13 protein-coding genes are annotated in these 15,242 nt (G+C 71.0%); 9 read left to right on the top strand and 4 right to left on the bottom strand.

Annotation, left to right across the window (positions count from 1 at the left end):
• Nucleotides 1-23: 23 nt before the first annotated feature.
• Entirely contained in the window at nt 24-371 is a 348-nt protein-coding gene (locus ACIBKX_RS30910) for a hypothetical protein (protein WP_363276389.1), read from the bottom strand.
• A gap of 182 nt (nt 372-553) precedes the next feature.
• On the opposite strand from ACIBKX_RS30910, the gene miaA reads away from it, so the two are divergent.
• The 6 genes from miaA (at nt 554) to hflX (ending at nt 8,659) form a co-directional block, all read left to right on the top strand.
• Nucleotides 554-1,492, top strand: a complete 939-nt coding sequence (miaA, locus tag ACIBKX_RS30905) for a tRNA (adenosine(37)-N6)-dimethylallyltransferase MiaA (RefSeq protein WP_363276390.1) — start codon at nt 554-556, stop codon at nt 1,490-1,492.
• Nucleotides 1,493-1,599: 107 nt separating this feature from the next.
• Nucleotides 1,600-2,055: a hypothetical protein gene (locus tag ACIBKX_RS30900; RefSeq protein WP_399376573.1), complete on the top strand. Its 456-nt coding sequence runs from the start codon at nt 1,600-1,602 to the stop codon at nt 2,053-2,055.
• Nucleotides 2,056-2,131: 76 nt separating this feature from the next.
• On the top strand, nt 2,132-3,046 hold the full coding sequence (gene dapF, locus ACIBKX_RS30895) for a diaminopimelate epimerase (RefSeq protein ID WP_363276392.1): 915 nt from the start codon (nt 2,132-2,134) through the stop codon (nt 3,044-3,046).
• 142 nt (nt 3,047-3,188) lie between these two features.
• A complete protein-coding gene (locus tag ACIBKX_RS30890) occupies nt 3,189-5,345 on the top strand; it encodes an HD domain-containing protein (RefSeq protein ID WP_363276393.1) in 2,157 nt (718 codons plus the stop codon).
• Between the two features lie 142 nt (nt 5,346-5,487).
• Nucleotides 5,488-6,978: a M1 family metallopeptidase gene (locus ACIBKX_RS30885; RefSeq protein ID WP_363276394.1), complete on the top strand. Its 1,491-nt coding sequence runs from the start codon at nt 5,488-5,490 to the stop codon at nt 6,976-6,978.
• Between the two features lie 181 nt (nt 6,979-7,159).
• Nucleotides 7,160-8,659 carry a GTPase HflX gene (gene hflX / locus ACIBKX_RS30880; RefSeq protein ID WP_363276395.1) on the top strand — a complete coding sequence of 500 codons (1,500 nt, stop codon included), beginning with the start codon at nt 7,160-7,162 and terminating at the stop codon, nt 8,657-8,659.
• Nucleotides 8,660-8,781: 122 nt separating this feature from the next.
• Here hflX and ACIBKX_RS30875 read toward each other — a convergent pair whose 3' ends face one another.
• Together ACIBKX_RS30875 and ACIBKX_RS30870 are read right to left on the bottom strand one after the other, a co-directional pair.
• Nucleotides 8,782-9,996, bottom strand: coding sequence for a hypothetical protein (locus ACIBKX_RS30875; protein WP_363276396.1), 1,215 nt, complete (start codon nt 9,994-9,996; stop codon nt 8,782-8,784).
• A gap of 191 nt (nt 9,997-10,187) precedes the next feature.
• Complete coding sequence (locus ACIBKX_RS30870; protein WP_363276397.1) at nt 10,188-11,423, bottom strand: hypothetical protein; 1,236 nt, start codon at nt 11,421-11,423, stop codon at nt 10,188-10,190.
• A gap of 290 nt (nt 11,424-11,713) precedes the next feature.
• Between ACIBKX_RS30870 and ACIBKX_RS30865 the strand changes: the two genes are divergently transcribed.
• Nucleotides 11,714-12,175 (top strand): pyridoxamine 5'-phosphate oxidase family protein, encoded by a 462-nt coding sequence (locus tag ACIBKX_RS30865; protein ID WP_363276398.1) that lies wholly within the window; start codon nt 11,714-11,716, stop codon nt 12,173-12,175.
• Here the strand turns inward: ACIBKX_RS30865 and ACIBKX_RS30860 are convergent.
• Nucleotides 12,147-13,070, bottom strand: coding sequence for a LysR family transcriptional regulator (locus ACIBKX_RS30860; protein ID WP_363276399.1), 924 nt, complete (start codon nt 13,068-13,070; stop codon nt 12,147-12,149). The two genes, ACIBKX_RS30865 and ACIBKX_RS30860, sit on opposite strands and share 29 nt — an antisense overlap.
• Nucleotides 13,071-13,198: 128 nt before the next feature.
• Between ACIBKX_RS30860 and ACIBKX_RS30855 the strand changes: the two genes are divergently transcribed.
• Both ACIBKX_RS30855 and ACIBKX_RS30850 read left to right on the top strand, forming a co-directional pair.
• Nucleotides 13,199-13,345, top strand: a complete 147-nt coding sequence (locus tag ACIBKX_RS30855; RefSeq protein WP_363276400.1) for a hypothetical protein — start codon at nt 13,199-13,201, stop codon at nt 13,343-13,345.
• Nucleotides 13,346-13,434: 89 nt separating this feature from the next.
• Nucleotides 13,435-15,117 (top strand): oxidoreductase, encoded by a 1,683-nt coding sequence (locus ACIBKX_RS30850; protein ID WP_363276401.1) that lies wholly within the window; start codon nt 13,435-13,437, stop codon nt 15,115-15,117.
• Nucleotides 15,118-15,242 lie beyond the last annotated feature (125 nt).

The raw sequence follows: 15,242 nt of genomic DNA, 5'->3' as shown, positions 1-15,242 counted from the left end.
GCTACCTTCCCTCGCTGGGAGAGCTACTTGCGGGCGCTTTCGCCGGCCTCGTTGTCGGCGGCCTCGTCCGCGGACTGCTGCTTGGGGATCTCCACGTTCTCCGCTGCGGCGTCCGTGCTCTCGGCCTTCGCCTCGGCACCGGTCTCGTCCGTGGTAGCGGACGTGGCCTTGCCCTCGGCGTCCTCGGCCTCCGTCACGGCCTCCTTCTTGGCGTCGCCAGCGGCCTCGGCCTCGGCATCGGCTTCGGAGGCCGACTCGGTCTCGGCATCGGCCGAGGAAGACTCGGCCGTCACGGTGTCGGCCGCCGCCTCGGCGGTCGACGTCTCTTCCGAACCCTTCGACTTCCTGCGGAATCGTGAAAAAACACCCATAACTACTCCATACGTTACTCGTGTGGGCGAAATGCCGCGCCGCCCGGTGCGCCCTGTTGCGCCACCCGGGTCACCGGCTCTCGAAACCGGCGGCCGGAACCTCGCAACAGGCAACGACCCCGGACCGGGCGCGTCACGTAGCTCGTTCGGGAAGTGGTCGAAGGGTTTGCGAGACTGGGGCGGTGAGTAGCGCAGCTCCCGCACCGCGGGTCATCGCCGTCGTCGGGCCGACCGCGGCAGGAAAGTCCGATCTGGGTGTATTCCTCGCCCAGCGTCTCGGTGGCGAAGTCGTCAACGCCGACTCGATGCAGCTCTACAGAGGGATGGACATCGGCACGGCCAAGCTGACGCTCGAAGAGCGCGACGGCGTGCCGCACCACCTCCTCGACATCTGGGACGTCACGGAGGCCGCGAGCGTCGCCGAGTACCAGAAGCTGGCGCGCGCCGAGATCGACAGGCTCCTCGCCGACGGCCGCTGGCCGATCCTCGTCGGCGGCTCCGGGCTCTACGTCAGGGGCGCCGTGGACCACCTCGAGTTCCCCGGCACCGACCCCGCCGTCCGTGCCCGCCTGGAGGAGGAGCTGGAGCAGCGCGGCTCCGGAGAGCTGCACGCGCGGCTGGCCGCAGCCGACCCCGGAGCGGCCCAGGCCATCCTGCCCAGCAACGGCCGCCGGATCGTCCGCGCCCTGGAGGTCATCGAGATCACCGGCAAGCCCTTCACGGCCAACCTCCCCGGTCACGACTCCGTGTACGACACGATCCAGATCGGCGTCGACGTGGACCGCCCCGAACTCGACGGGCGCATCGCCACCCGCGTCGACCGTATGTGGGAGGCGGGGCTGGTGGACGAGGTGCGTTCCCTGGAGGCCGTGGGGCTGCGCGAGGGGCGTACGGCGTCGCGTGCGCTCGGGTACCAGCAGGTGCTCGCGGCGCTCGCCGGGGAGTGCACCGAGGACGAGGCGCGCGCAGAGACCGTGCGCGCCACCAAGCGCTTCGCGCGCCGCCAGGACTCGTGGTTCCGTCGCGACCCGCGGGTGCACTGGCTCGGCGGCGGGGCCGCCGATCGCGGGGAACTCCCGGCACGGGCACTGGCGTTGGTCGAACGAGCGGTCACAGCCTGATCACGTGATGGCATCGGGACGCTCCGGCGGTCATCGCGGCCCCTGGGGGCGTGCCATCATCGACCATCGATCGACCAGTTGAGTCCGGAGTGGGAGGGCGGATGGCGATGGAGGCCGGCCCTCGTAATACCGCGCACGACGGCGGCGAGCTGACCCCGGACGGCCCCGACGGGACGCTGGACGGCGTGACCGACGACGGCCCCGGCGCCGAGCAGATGGCCGCGGCCGAGGTTGAGGTCGAACTCCGCCCGCAGCGCCGGCTGCGCATCTGGCAGCTCGCGCCGATCGTCGTCCTCGCCGCGGCGGGTTCGCTGATGTTCGCCTTCCCGCTGGCCTTCGAGTTCGGTGACGGCGGCGCCGTCGTGGCGATGCTCGGACTCCTCATCAGCTGCTGCGCGGCGGGCTGGGGCATGATGGCCGCGCGCCGCGTCGGGCACACTTGGCCCGGACTGCCCGAGCGCGGCTCCGGGCAACGCCCCGACTGGCGCGTCGTCTCCGCGTACGCCCTGGTGTTCCTGGCCGCCGCCGTCCTCGCCGTCTGGCGGGTCGCGCGCCTGCGCTGACCGGGGGCACCGTCCCGATCGTTGACCAGGGGCACCGTCCCGACGGAGTGTCCGAGCCACCCCGTACGATCGAGGAATGAGCACGCGGATCGCCTTCCTCAAGGGGCACGGGACCGAGAACGACTTCGTGATCGTCCCCGACCCCGACAACGCCATCGAGCTGTCCCCGCAAGCCGTGGCCGCCCTGTGTGACCGCCGCGCGGGCATCGGCGGCGACGGCCTCCTGCATGTCGTCCGGTCCGCCGCGCACCCCGAGGCGCGGCACCTGGCGGACCGCGCCGAGTGGTTCATGGACTACCGCAACGGCGACGGCTCGATCGCCGAGATGTGCGGCAACGGAGTCCGCGTCTTCGCCCGCTACCTCCAGCGCGCGGGCCACGCCGGTGCGGGCGATCTGGCCGTCGCGACCCGTGGCGGCATCAAGACCGTGCACATCGCCAAGTCCGAGGCCGGCGGGGACATCACCGTCGGCATGGGCAAGGCGCTCCTCCCCGAAGGGGACGTCACGGTCTTCGTGGCAGGACACCACTGGCCCGAGCGCGACGTGGAGGTGGCCGACCACCACTGGCCCGCGCGCAACGTGAACATGGGCAATCCGCACGCCGTGGCTTTCGTGGAGGACCTCGACCACGCGGGCGCCCTGCTCGCGCCGCCGCCGTTCAGCCCCGCTTCGGCGTACCCGGACGGGGTGAACGTGGAGTTCGTGGCCGACCGTGGCCCGCGCCACGTGGCGATGCGCGTCCACGAGCGCGGCGCGGGCGAGACCCGCTCGTGCGGCACGGGCGCGTGCGCCGTGGCCGTCGCCGCGGCCCGCAGGGACGGCGTGGACCCGTCCGTGACCGGCGCGCCGGTCACGTACACCGTGGACCTGCCCGGTGGGCGCCTGGTGATCACCGAGCGCCCCGACGGCGAGATCGAGATGACCGGACCCGCGGTGATCGTCGCCGAAGGCGAGATCGACGCCGCTTGGCTCGAAACAGTAATCCCGTGAACTGTCGCTCGAATGGGTGATCCGTTTCACGCTCGGCGAGAGGCGGTCAGCGGCGCGTGATGGGCTCGGTAGCATCAAGCACCGGCCCGGACGGAGCACGCCGTCGTCCGCTCACCGCCGGTCGGAGCAGCCGGAGGTGCCCATGAGTGCGGAGGCCACAAACCCTGCGATGCCTGGTCCCGTCACGCCCGGAGCCCAGCGCAGGCGCGGTCGTCCACGCATTGACCTGCGCAGGCTCGGTCGGGCGGCCCTCCTGGGGTCGGCCGCCCGTGACCGGCTGCCGGACGCGATCGGCCATGTGGCGGAGGCCCATCGGGCCCACTATCCGGACGCGGACCTGGAGCCGCTGCGCCGCGCGTGGGTGCTCGCCGAGTCCTCGCACCGCGGTCAGATGCGCAAGAGCGGTGAGCCGTACATCACACATCCGCTCGCCGTGACCCTGATCCTCGCCCAACTCGGCGCCGAGATCACGACCTTGACCGCGTCGCTGCTCCACGACACGGTCGAGGACACGGATGTGACGCTCGATCAGGTCCGTACGGAGTTCGGCGACGACGTCTGCTATCTGGTCGACGGCGTCACCAAGCTGGAGAAGGTCGACTACGGAGCGGCCGCCGAGCCGGAGACCTTCCGCAAGATGCTGGTGGCCACCGGCAACGACGTACGCGTCATGTCGATCAAACTCGCCGACCGTCTGCACAACATGCGCACGCTCGGTGTCATGCGCCCCGAGAAGCAGGCACGGATCGCCAAGGTCACCCGGGACGTGCTGATCCCGCTCGCCGAACGCCTCGGTGTGCAGGCACTCAAGACGGAGCTGGAGGACCTCGTCTTCGCGATCCTCCACCCCGAGGAGTACGACAAGGTCAGGACGCTGATCGCGGCCAACGCGGAGCGGCAGGCCGACCCGCTGGAGGAGACCGCCGACGGGGTACGGGCGGTCCTGCGCGAGGCGGGCATCGCTGCCGAAGTGCTCATCAGGCCGCGGCACTTCGTCTCCGTCCACCGCGTGCACCGTAAACGCGGCGAGCTGCGCCCCTCGGACTTCGGGCGGCTCCTGGTGCTGGTGAACGAGGACGCGGACTGCTACGGAGTCCTCGGCGAACTGCACACGTGCTTCACGCCGGTGGTCTCGGAGTTCAAGGACTTCATCGCCCTGCCGAAGTTCAACCTGTACCAGTCGCTGCACACGGCCGTGGCCCGCCCCGACGGCGAGGTCGCCGAAGTCCTCATCCGTACGCACCAGATGCACAAGGTGGCGGAAGCGGGCGTCGTGGCCCTGCGCAATCCCTACGCTCCTCCTTCGGAGGAGCAGTCCGACACCGCGTCCGGCGACGCCGTCGACGACGGCGAGCGCGCGGACCCGACCCGCCCCGGCTGGCTCTCCCGGCTCCTCGACTGGCAGCAGGCGGCCCCCGACCCGGACACGTTCTGGTCCACGCTGCGCGAGGACCTCGCCCAGGACCGGGAGATCGCCGTCTTCCGCCCCGACGGCGGCACGCTTGGCCTGCCCGCGGGCGCGAGCTGTGTGGACGCCGCCTACGCGCAGTACGGCGAGGACGCCCACGCCTGTATCGGCGCGCGCGTCAACGGCCGTCTGGCGACGCTCAGCACGGTCCTGCGGGACGGTGACACGGTCCAGCTGCTGATGGGGCAGGACACGGCGTCAGGGCCCTCACGCGAGTGGCTCGACCACGCGCGCACCCCCGCCGCCCGGATCGCCATCCGGCGCTGGCTCAGCACGCATCCCGCGCCCGCCCCGGCCCTCCACACCACGCCCCCGGAGCAGCCCGCACCCGTGGCCGCGCCCCCGCAGCAGCCCGTCGACGTACCGCGCCCCGCCGCGGCCAGCGCCGTGGTGGACCGGGAGGGCGCGAGCGTGCGCCTCGCGGGATGCTGTACGCCCGTGCCGCCGGACGAGGTGACCGCCTTCGCCGTGCGCGGCGGGGTGGTCACCGTGCACCGCGTCGAGTGTCCCGCCGTCGCCCGCATGAAGGAGGTGGGGCGCGCGGAGATCGGAGTGCGCTGGGGAGACAGCGCGGAGTGCCGGGTCACACTGATCGCCGAGTCCTTCGGGCGGGCGCATCTGCTGGCCGACCTCACCGAGGCCATCGCCCTGGAGGGCGTCGAGATCATGTCGGCGACCGTCGAGCCGCCGAGCCAGCAGCGGGTGCGCCACACGTACACGCTGCAACTCCCGGACGCGGCCCAGCTGCCCGGCCTGATGCGGGCGATGCGGGCGGTGCCGGGTGTGTACGACGTCAGCCGCGCGCAGCATCCGGCGGCGGCCACTCCGTAGCGGGCGGGTTCAGCGAGCACGTCACTCCGTAGCGGCCGTCAACCAAGGACGCCACTCCGTAGTGGACGCATCCACGACTCGTTCGGGTGGCCCGGAGCGTGCCGACACTGGTGCGGAAGGCGCCCGCTGATAGCGGTAGTTCATGCCGCTCACCCCCCGCGTCAAGGCCGTACGGCCGAAGACTCTCCGCATCGCGACCGGGCTCATCGCCGCGGCCGCCGCCACCACTCTCCTCGCCGCGAGCGCGCCGTCACCGGCCACCCCGCTCGGCATCGGCGACCCGCTTTTCCCGCAGCTGGGAAACCCCGGGTACGACGTCGCGTCGTACGACATCTCCTTCACCTACCAGGGCGACAACAAGAAGCCGCTCGACGCCCTGACGGTGGTCGACGCCCAGGTGACCTCCCCGCTGGAACGGGTCAACCTCGACTTCGCGCACGGCAAGGTGCGCTCCGTCGCCCTCAACGGCGTACCCGCCCGCTTCGAGTCCACCGGCGAGGACCTGGTCGTCACGCCCGCGCGGCCGCTCGTGCCCGGCGAGCGGATGCGGATCACCGTCCGGCACACCAGCGACCCGGTGCCGGGCAAGGACCAGGAAGGCGGCTGGGTGCGCACCGGCGACGGGCTCGCCATGGCCAACCAGGCCGATGCCGGGCACCTCGTGTTCCCGTGCAACGACCACCCTGCGGACAAGGCGCGCTTCACGTTCCGCGTCACCGCCCCCAAGGGGCTCACCGCCGTCGCCAACGGCCTCCCCATGGGGCAGACACGGCACGCGGGCGGCGCCACGACGTGGGCCTACCGCACCCACCACCCCATGGCGACCGAACTGGCGCAGGTGTCCATCGGCCGCTCCACCGTGGTGCACCGCTCCGGGCCGCACGGTCTGCCCGTACGCGACGTGGTGCCCACCAAGGACCGCGCGAAGCTGGAAGGCCGGCTCAAGAAGACGCCGGACCAGATCAGCTGGATGGAGGGGAAGGTCGGCCGCTACCCCTTCGAGACGTACGGCCTGCTGGTCGCCGACGCGCAGACCGGGTTCGAGCTGGAGACGCAGACCCTCTCTCTCTTCGAGAGAGACCTGCTCACGCGGCCCGAGTACCCCGAGTGGTACGTGGACTCGATCATGGTGCACGAGCTGGCGCACCAGTGGTTCGGCGACAGCGTGAGCCCGCAGTCCTGGTCCGATCTCTGGCTCAACGAAGGGCACGCCACCTGGTACGAGGCACTGTTCGCCGAGGAGAAGGCGGGACAGTCGCTGGAGAAGCGGATGCGCGAGGCCTACCGGCAGTCGGACGCCTGGCGCACCGCGGGCGGGCCGCCCGCGGCCCCCGCGAAGCCGGCGCCCGGACAGAAGATCAGCATCTTCCGTCCGGTCGTGTACGACGGCAGCGCCCTGGTGCTCTACGCGCTGCGGCAGGAGATCGGCGAGGACGCCTTCGAGCGGGTCGAGCGGGAGTGGGTGCGCATCTACCGGGACGGGAACGCGACGACGGCCGACTTCGTGCGCCTGGCCTCCCGGACCGCGGGGCGTGACCTGGGCGGATTCCTCGACGCCTGGCTGTACGGGGCGAAGACACCGCCGATGCCGGGCCATCCGGACTGGAGTAAGCCCGAGCCCGCAGGGGAATAACCCATGTGACGAGACGGGCCGTTCCGTGCAACCATCTTCAGGTCGGCGCGGGCGGCCGTCCGGGAGAACCCCTCGGGGGAATCTCGGGGTCGTCGACGGGCGGCCCGGGGAATCCCGGGACGGCCCCGCGCGTTGACGCCTATGACGGAAACCCATCGAAACCCATCGACGTAAGGATCCAATGACCTCCTCTTCTTCCCCTTCCCAGGACGCGCAGAGCCTCGCGCAGAACTACCCCGAAGGTCTTCGGGCCGATGCCCTGATGGAAGAGGACGTCGCCTGGAGCCACGAGATCGACGGAGAGCGGGACGGCGATCAGCTCGACCGATCCGAGCGCGCGGCTCTGCGCCGCGTCGCGGGCCTCTCCACCGAGCTCGAGGACGTCACCGAGGTCGAGTACCGACAGCTCCGCCTGGAGCGGGTCGTGCTCGTCGGTGTCTGGACCTCGGGCACCGTGCAGGACGCGGAGAACTCGGTCGCCGAGCTCGCCGCCCTCGCGGAGACCGCGGGCGCGCTCGTGCTCGACGGGGTCATCCAGCGCCGCGACAAGCCGGACCCGGCTACGTACATCGGATCCGGCAAGGCCCAGGAGCTGCGTGACATCGTCCTCGAGACCGGGGCCGACACCGTGGTGTGTGACGGTGAGCTGAGCCCCGGCCAGCTGATCCACCTCGAAGACGTCGTCAAGGTCAAGGTGGTCGACCGGACCGCGCTGATCCTCGACATCTTCGCGCAGCACGCCAAGTCCCGAGAGGGCAAGGCGCAGGTCGCCCTTGCCCAGATGCAGTACATGCTCCCGCGCCTGCGCGGCTGGGGTCAGTCGCTCTCCCGTCAGATGGGCGGCGGCGGATCCAGCGGTGGCGGCGGCATGGCGACCCGTGGTCCCGGTGAGACCAAGATCGAGACGGACCGCCGTCGGATCCGCGAGAAGATGGCGAAGATGCGCCGGGAGATCGCGGAGATGAAGACGGGCCGCGAGATCAAGCGCCAGGAGCGCAAGCGCAACAAGGTGCCTTCGGTCGCCATCGCGGGTTACACCAACGCGGGCAAGTCCTCGCTGCTCAACCGCCTCACGGGCGCGGGCGTCCTGGTGGAGAACGCGCTGTTCGCCACCCTCGACCCGACCGTGCGCCGGGCCGAGACGCCGAGCGGCCGGGTCTACACCCTGGCGGACACCGTCGGATTCGTCCGGCATCTGCCGCACCACCTCGTCGAGGCGTTCCGCTCCACGATGGAGGAGGTCGGCGAGTCCGACCTGATCCTGCACGTGGTGGACGGATCGCACCCGGTGCCGGAGGAGCAGCTGGCCGCCGTGCGCGAGGTGATCCGGGACGTGGGCGCCACCGACGTACCGGAGATCGTGGTGATCAACAAGGCGGACGCGGCGGACCCCCTGGTCCTCCAGCGGCTGCTGCGCAACGAGAAGCACGCGATCGCCGTCTCGGCGCGCACCGGCGTCGGCATCGAGGAGCTGCTCGGGCTCATCGACTCCGAGCTGCCGCGCCCCGAGGTCGAGATCGAGGCCCTCGTGCCGTACACGAAGGGCCAGCTCATCTCCCGCGCCCACGCCGAGGGCGAGGTGCTCTCGGAGGAGCACACCGCCGAGGGCACACTGCTCAAGGCGCGGGTGCACGAGGAACTGGCGGCGGAACTCACGCCGTACGTTCCGGTCGCCAGCTGACCCCCTGGCCGTGAGCTGACCCTCTGGCCGCGAGCCGACCTTCCGGCAGGTGTGACGCAAACGGCGAAGGCCCCGCCCCCTCTCACAGGGGGCGGGGCCTTCGCCGTATCAGGTGCGTGCGGCTACTGGGAGCCGTACTTCTTGCTCATCATGTCGTAGACCTGCTCGGCGCCCTTGCCCAGCTGCGGTCCGGCCAGCCAGGTGTTGTTGGCCGGGCCGATCGAGGTGTTCGAGACGAGCTTCATGTCGTCGCCCACCATGCGGAACCAGCCACCGCCGGACGAACCGCCGGTCATGGTGCAGCCGATGCGGTACATCGTCGGCTGGGCGGAGCTCAGCGAGAGACGGCCCGGCTTGTCGATGCACTTGTGCATGATCTGGCCGTCGTACGGCGGCGCTGCCGGGTAGCCCCAGGCGCCCATCGAGCTGACGCTCGGCGCCGACGGAGTCGTGAAGTCGACGTCGAGCGAGGCGCCGACGGTCTCCTCCAGGGACTTGGAGCCCTGCTCCGGCTTCACGTGCATCACGGCGTAGTCGTACGGCGCACCGGCACCGCCCGAAGCGGCGCCCTCGTCGATCCACTCGGCCGAGGTCGAGACCCAGTCGGCCCAGTAGTTGCCGTACGGGGCGACCTCCTGCGGAGCGGCGTTCTGCAGCTCGGCCTCGGACTTGCCCAGGTCGTTGTAGGCGGGCACGAAGGTGATGTTGCGGTACCAGCCGCCCTCGGCGCCGGCGTGCACGCAGTGGCCCGCGGTCCAGACGAGGTTGGACTTGCCCGGGTTGCGCGGGTCCTTCACGACCGTGCCGGAGCAGACCATCGAGCCCTCGGGGGAGTCGAAGAAGATCTTGCCGACCGGGGCGGCGTTCTTGTGGTACGGCGTCTTCTCGCGCTTGGCCTGGACCGGCGACGGCTCGGGGTCGGTCTGACCCTGGTCGGCGGCGGCGTCCTTCGCGGCGATCGTCTTGTTCGGGTCCTTGGCCTTCGCCATCCGCTCGGGCTTCCACAGCCCCTCGATGACCGGGTTGACGAAGTCCTTGGCCTCCCGCAGCCAGTCCTCCTTGGCCCAGTTCTTCCAGGCGCCGTCCTTCCACTTGTCCGGGTCGATGCCGTGCTCCTTGAGCCGGTCGGCGATGTCGCCGGGCAGCTGCGCCTCGGAGCCGGAGTCGGAACCCTTGTCGGCGCCCTGTGAGGCGCCGGAGTCGGCCTTGTCGCTGGCCTTGTCGTCGCTCGGGCCGCAGGCCGTGGCGGTGAGCGCCAGAGTCGCGGCGAGCCCGGTGGCGGCCAGTGCGAGCCGCCGTCCGCGACTGCGCGCGAAGGGCGCACGAGTGGAACGCATGGTGCTGTTACCCCCGAAGAGAACGTGTGATTGCCGTGTGCGTGGCACATTTTGCCATGTACGTGTCACGTGCGGACGTGGCTGCTCCCGGAGCCCCACGCCGACGCAACACCCCACTATGCCTGTGCGATTGGGGACGAACGGAGGCGGGGTCGTGAAGGTTTGCGGCGACCCCGCCTCCGTACCGCCTGCTACTTGTCGGCGAACTTCTCGCTGACCGCGCCGTAGACGCCCTTGGCCTCCTTGCCCAGGCGCGGACCGGCCAGCCAGCCGGCCGTCACCGGGCCGATGGAGGTGTTGGACACCAGGGCCGGCTTGCCGTCCGAGCCCTTGGCGACCCAGCCGCCGCCGGACGAACCGCCGGTCATCGTGCAGCCGATGCGGAACATCGTCGGCTCGGGCTTGCTGATCGAGAGGCGGCCCGGCTTGTCGGTGCACTGGAACAGCTTCTGGCCGTCGAACGGCGGAGCGGCCGGGTAGCCGGTGGCCGTGATGCTGTCGACCTTCGGCACCGCCGGGGCGTTGAAGTCCACCGGAAGCGCCGAACCGACCTGCTCCTCCAGGGACTTGCCCTCATTGCCCTTCTCGGGCGTCACGTGGATGACCGCGAAGTCGTACGGAGCGCCCTTGCCGCCCGTCGGGCCGCCCTGCTCGATCCACTGGTCGGAGGTCTGCGCCCAGTCGCCCCACCAGACGCCGTGCGGAGCCACCTCTTCCTTGGGCGCGTTCTGCAGCTCCTCGACCGACTTGCCGCTGTTGTTGTACGCGGGCACGAAGGCGATGTTGCGGTACCAGCCGCCCTTCGCGCCGGCGTGCACGCAGTGGCCCGCGGTCCACACCATGTTGGACTTGCCCGGGTTGGCGGGGTCTTTGACGACGGTCGCGGAGCAGACCATCGAGCCCTCGGGGCCGTCGAAGAAGAGCTTGCCCGACTCGGGGGCGGCACCGTCGTACGGCGTCTTCACCGCCGCCGCGTCCACCGGCTCGGGCGCCGGGTCCGTCACGCCCTGGTCACCGGAGATGTCGTTGTCGTCGACGCCCCGGTCGGGGTTCTTGTCGGCGTCCCGCATCCGGTCCGGGTCCCACAGACCCTCGATGATCGGGTTGACGTAGTCGCCGGCCTCGCGCAGCCAGTCGTCCTTGTCCCAGTTCTTCCAGGCCCCGTCCTTCCACTTGTCCAGGTCGATGCCGTGCTCCTTGAGCCGGTCCTGGATGTCGTCCGGGATCTGGACCTTGCCGTCGTCGTTGCCGTCACCGGCGGGCTGGGACGCGGACGGTTCGTCGCCCGCGTTGTCCTCGCTCGGGCCACAGGCGGTCGCGGTGAGGACGAGCGCCGCGCCGAGCGCGACGGCGGCCGCCACGGGGGAGGTTCTGCCGCGTGCGCTCCTCCCGTGACGGGCGGCGTTGAGCGGACGTATGGGTCGCATAGAGAGATTCCCCCTGGGCTTCGAGATGGTTCCATGCCGGACACCGGGTGCTGTACGGCGCGTTCAGCACCGTACGACAGTGGCGCGGCGCGCCTTGCCGCCGGTGAACGGCACCCCACACTATGCCGGTGCCGTAGGGGACTGCCGACGGAACGGCAACGGTTCCGTCACGAGGTGGCTGACCTGGGAATCGTCCGGGGATCAGCCGGTTTGGCGGGGCAGGTCCGTCATTGGGCCTAGGGCCCGCGCCCCATGCGCGGGGTGCCCCCTACTGGTTAACGTCAGCGTCCATGCACGACACCGAGATCACCCGCCGCGACGTGGCGGAGCGCAGACAGGACACCCTTCAACGGCTCGACGTGGAGCGCGACATGTGGGTGTCGACCGCCCACGCCGACCACGGACCGCACCAGGTGCCCCTGTGGTTCCTCTGGCACGAGCAGGCCGTATGGATGTGCACCGGCGCGAAGTCCGCGACCGCGCGCAACGCGCGCGAGGACCCGCGCGTGCGGCTCGCGCTGCCCGACACGTTCGACGTGGTGCTGCTCCAAGGGGAGGTGGAATGTCATCCGGCGCGGGATGTGCCGGGAGACGCCGCCGATGCGTTCGCGGCCAAGTTCGGCTGGGATCCGCGTACGGAAGAGGCTCCCTTTGTGTATCTGCGCGTCGTGCCGCTGACGGTGCGGGCCTGGCGTGGGGAACCGGAGCTGCGCGGGCGGCTTCTCATGCGGGACGGGGTGTGGTTGGGGTAGCGCCGGTCCCCGGGCGTCCTTCGAGGTTGCCCGTGAGATGGGCGGCGAGGGCCGCGGCCGCCGGGTTGCGCAGGCGCGGGCCGCGGCCGGTGAGCACAACCGTGCGGCCCGGTTCCGGTTGGCGGATCTGTACGCAGGGCAGTGCGGCTTCCTCGCCGATGCGCCGGGGTACGAACGCGACACCGATGCCGGCCCGGACCAGGGCGACGAGCATGCCGATCTGGGTCACGTCACAGGTGATCCGGCGCTCGAGACCGCAGTGCGCGGCCAGTCTGCGTACGGCGGTCTCCAGGCCCGTCCCCGCGCGGAAGTCGATGAAGGACTCGTGTGCGAGATCCCGGATCAGGGTGCTGCCCGCTCGCGCCAGGCGGTGCCCCGGCGCCGTGATGAGCACCAGCTCCTCGCGCCAGGACGCGAACTCCACCAGCCCGTCCGGGAGTTCCGCCGCGTCCGGGGCGACGTAGGCGAGATCCAGCTCGCCGGCGCGCAGTGCCGCGTACAACTCGTCGACCGGCGCGTCGCGCACCGACACCTGGATGCCGGGTCTTCTCCGGTGGAACAGGGCCAGTTCCGCGGGCAGATCCACGCAGGTGAGGGTCTGGATCGTCCCGATGCTCACCCGCCCGGTGGCCAGGTCCGTGACCGCCGCGACCGCGTCACGCGCCGCTTCGGCCCCCGCGAGCAGCGCCTTGGCCTGCGGCAGCAGCGCCCGGCCGGCCTCGGTGAGGACCACGCGGCGGCCGGTGCGGTCGAAGAGATCGGCTCCGAGATCGCGCTCCAGGTTGCGGATGGACGTGCTGAGCGCCGACTGCACGATGAGTTCCGAGCGGGCGGCGGCGGTGAACGTGCCCTCGGTGACGACCGCCATGAAGTGGCGGAGCTGGCGTATCTCCATCTCTCCACTATCCAGCTGTCCCTCTGTTCCCCCTCATGCTGTCCCGTTGGCGTCCATCTGTTTTGGTGATGGCACGCAGTCAAACGATCTGTTGGACCGACCGGCGGAGGGCGCCGGATCCTGCTGGCATGAACCACGTACCTGTCCTGTGGACCGCCGCCTACTCCTCCGACCGGCCCGCCCCGGTCCGCTTCGTCGCCCGCCGACTGGTCCGCCTGCGCGGCTTCATCCGCGCCCTCGCGCTTGCGGATCACACGCCGTTCGGAGGGTATTGAGCGGGCGCCAGTGGTGCTGTGCCGGCTGCCGTTGGGCTGCGGCTGTTATGGCTTGTCCTGGGCGGGCGGCACCGACATGATCATCGGTCATGCGTGTTGATGAACTCGGTGCCGCTGAACGCCTGTTGTGGGATTCCTTCGCGCGGGGCGCCGCCGTCGATGTCCGTGACGGCACGGCGGCGGTGGAATCCGTCGTGCGGGCCGAGGTCATCGTGGCGCTGTTGCTGGGTGTGGGGGCTGGTTCGGGTGAGGGTGCGGGGGCTGTTGCGGGTGGGGGAGTTGGTACGGGCGGCGGTGGTGGTGGTGCGGGCGGCGGTGGTGGTGGTGACGATTCCGCTCCGCCTCCGGGGGAGCGCCCGGCTCTCCGCCTCACGGGCGCCCGGATCGCGGGCCGCCTGGACCTTGGGTTCGCCGAGATCGCCGTACCCATAGTCCTGGCCGACTGCCGGTTCGACGCAGCGCCCCAACTGCAGGGCGCCAGGCTCCGCGAGTTGGTCCTCGCCGGGAGTTCCCTGCCGGGGCTCACCGCCGACATGGCCCAGTTCGACGGCCGACTGGTGCTGTCCCGATGCCGCCTGACCGGACCCCTCGTACTGAACCGCGCCGCGATCCACGGTGACCTGGACCTCCGCGACACCGTGGTCACGGTGCCGGGAGCCGAGGCGATATCCGCGGTCCATGCCGCCGTGGGCGGCGACGCGCTCTGCGCCGACCTCGCCGTCCAGGGCAGGTTCCGCGTGTCCGGCGCCTCCGTCGACGGCGAGTTCGACCTGGAGGGCGCCTCGCTCAGCAATCCCGGCGGCACCGCGCTGGACGCCTACCACGTCCGGATCACCGAGGACTTCACCTTCCACCCCGGCTTCAGGGCCGAGGGACGGATCATCCTGTCCGGCGCCGCCGTCTCGGCCGCGATCGGCTTCTGCGGCGCCGTCCTGAACAACCCCGGCGACATCGCGCTGGAGGCCGTCGACGTCCAGGTCACCCGCAATGTCGACCTCGGTCGTGGCCTCACCGTCAACGGTGGCATCCAACTCGACGGCAGCACCATCGGTACGCGGCTCAGCTTCCGCGACACCACACTCACGCACCCCGGCGAGACCGCCCTGTCCCTGCGGATGATCCAGGCCCGAGAGACGGATCTGCGGACCCGGCGGCCGATCGACGGCACCGTCGACGCGCGCAACGCCCGACTGGGCACGCTGTACGACACCCCGGACACCTGGCCCGCGGACCTCCTGCTGGCCGAGGCCACGTACGACGCCCTCGACTCCCCGCTGGCGGCGGCCGAACGGCTCGACTGGCTCCGACGAGGCACCGCCGGTTACGTCCCACAGCCGTACGAACAGCTCTCGGCGGCGTACCGGAGACTGGGACACGAGGACGAGGCCCGCACGGTGCTGCTGGCCAAGCAACGCCATCGGCGGGCCGGGCTTCCCCCGCACCTCCGCGCCTGGGGCCACATCCAGGACGCGACCGTCGGCTACGGCTACCGGCCGCTGCGCGCCGGACTCTGGCTGATGGCCCTGCTGGCCTGCGGCGCGGTCTTCTTCGCGGTCCATTCGCCCGCACCGCTGGAAGCGGGGAAGGCGCCGCCGTTCAACGCCGTCTTCTACGCGCTCGACCTGCTGGTCCCGATCATCACGTTCGGGCAGGAGGGGGCTTTCGCGCCGCAAGGCGCCGGGCAGTGGCTTGCATACGGGCTGACCGTCGCCGGGTGGGTGCTGGCGACCACGGTTACGGCGGGCGTATCGCGGGCGGTCAGCAGGCAGTGAGGGCGGGGCGGGGCTGCCGCCGCTACGCCGTCGGCGGGCTTCAAGTGGGCGGGAGGCCGTCGGCAGAAACCCATGTACACCGCCTGCCGGAGGCCATGGCAAGGATCTTCTGATTACCCGTGATC

The sequence above is a fragment of the Streptomyces sp. NPDC050658 genome, from assembly GCF_044457025.1.
Classification (GTDB): Bacteria; Actinomycetota; Actinomycetes; order Streptomycetales; family Streptomycetaceae; genus Streptomyces.
The sequence above is the reverse complement of the archived record's forward strand: the minus strand, read 5'-3'. Positions and strand labels throughout refer to the sequence as shown.

What these genes read in the sequence shown, in the direction of transcription:
- ACIBKX_RS30910 (WP_363276389.1), bottom strand. Translation starts at nt 371, where the DNA reads ATGGGTGTTTTTTCACGATTCCGCAGGAAGTCGAAGGGTTCGGAAGAG.
- ACIBKX_RS30900 (WP_399376573.1), top strand. Translation starts at nt 1,600, where the DNA reads ATGGAGGCCGGCCCTCGTAATACCGCGCACGACGGCGGCGAGCTGACC.
- dapF (WP_363276392.1), top strand. Translation starts at nt 2,132, where the DNA reads ATGAGCACGCGGATCGCCTTCCTCAAGGGGCACGGGACCGAGAACGAC.
- ACIBKX_RS30890 (WP_363276393.1), top strand. Translation starts at nt 3,189, where the DNA reads ATGAGTGCGGAGGCCACAAACCCTGCGATGCCTGGTCCCGTCACGCCC.
- ACIBKX_RS30885 (WP_363276394.1), top strand. Translation starts at nt 5,488, where the DNA reads ATGCCGCTCACCCCCCGCGTCAAGGCCGTACGGCCGAAGACTCTCCGC.
- hflX (WP_363276395.1), top strand. Translation starts at nt 7,160, where the DNA reads ATGACCTCCTCTTCTTCCCCTTCCCAGGACGCGCAGAGCCTCGCGCAG.
- ACIBKX_RS30875 (WP_363276396.1), bottom strand. Translation starts at nt 9,996, where the DNA reads ATGCGTTCCACTCGTGCGCCCTTCGCGCGCAGTCGCGGACGGCGGCTC.
- ACIBKX_RS30870 (WP_363276397.1), bottom strand. Translation starts at nt 11,423, where the DNA reads ATGCGACCCATACGTCCGCTCAACGCCGCCCGTCACGGGAGGAGCGCA.
- ACIBKX_RS30865 (WP_363276398.1), top strand. Translation starts at nt 11,714, where the DNA reads ATGCACGACACCGAGATCACCCGCCGCGACGTGGCGGAGCGCAGACAG.
- ACIBKX_RS30860 (WP_363276399.1), bottom strand. Translation starts at nt 13,070, where the DNA reads ATGGAGATACGCCAGCTCCGCCACTTCATGGCGGTCGTCACCGAGGGC.
- ACIBKX_RS30855 (WP_363276400.1), top strand. Translation starts at nt 13,199, where the DNA reads ATGAACCACGTACCTGTCCTGTGGACCGCCGCCTACTCCTCCGACCGG.
- ACIBKX_RS30850 (WP_363276401.1), top strand. Translation starts at nt 13,435, where the DNA reads ATGCGTGTTGATGAACTCGGTGCCGCTGAACGCCTGTTGTGGGATTCC.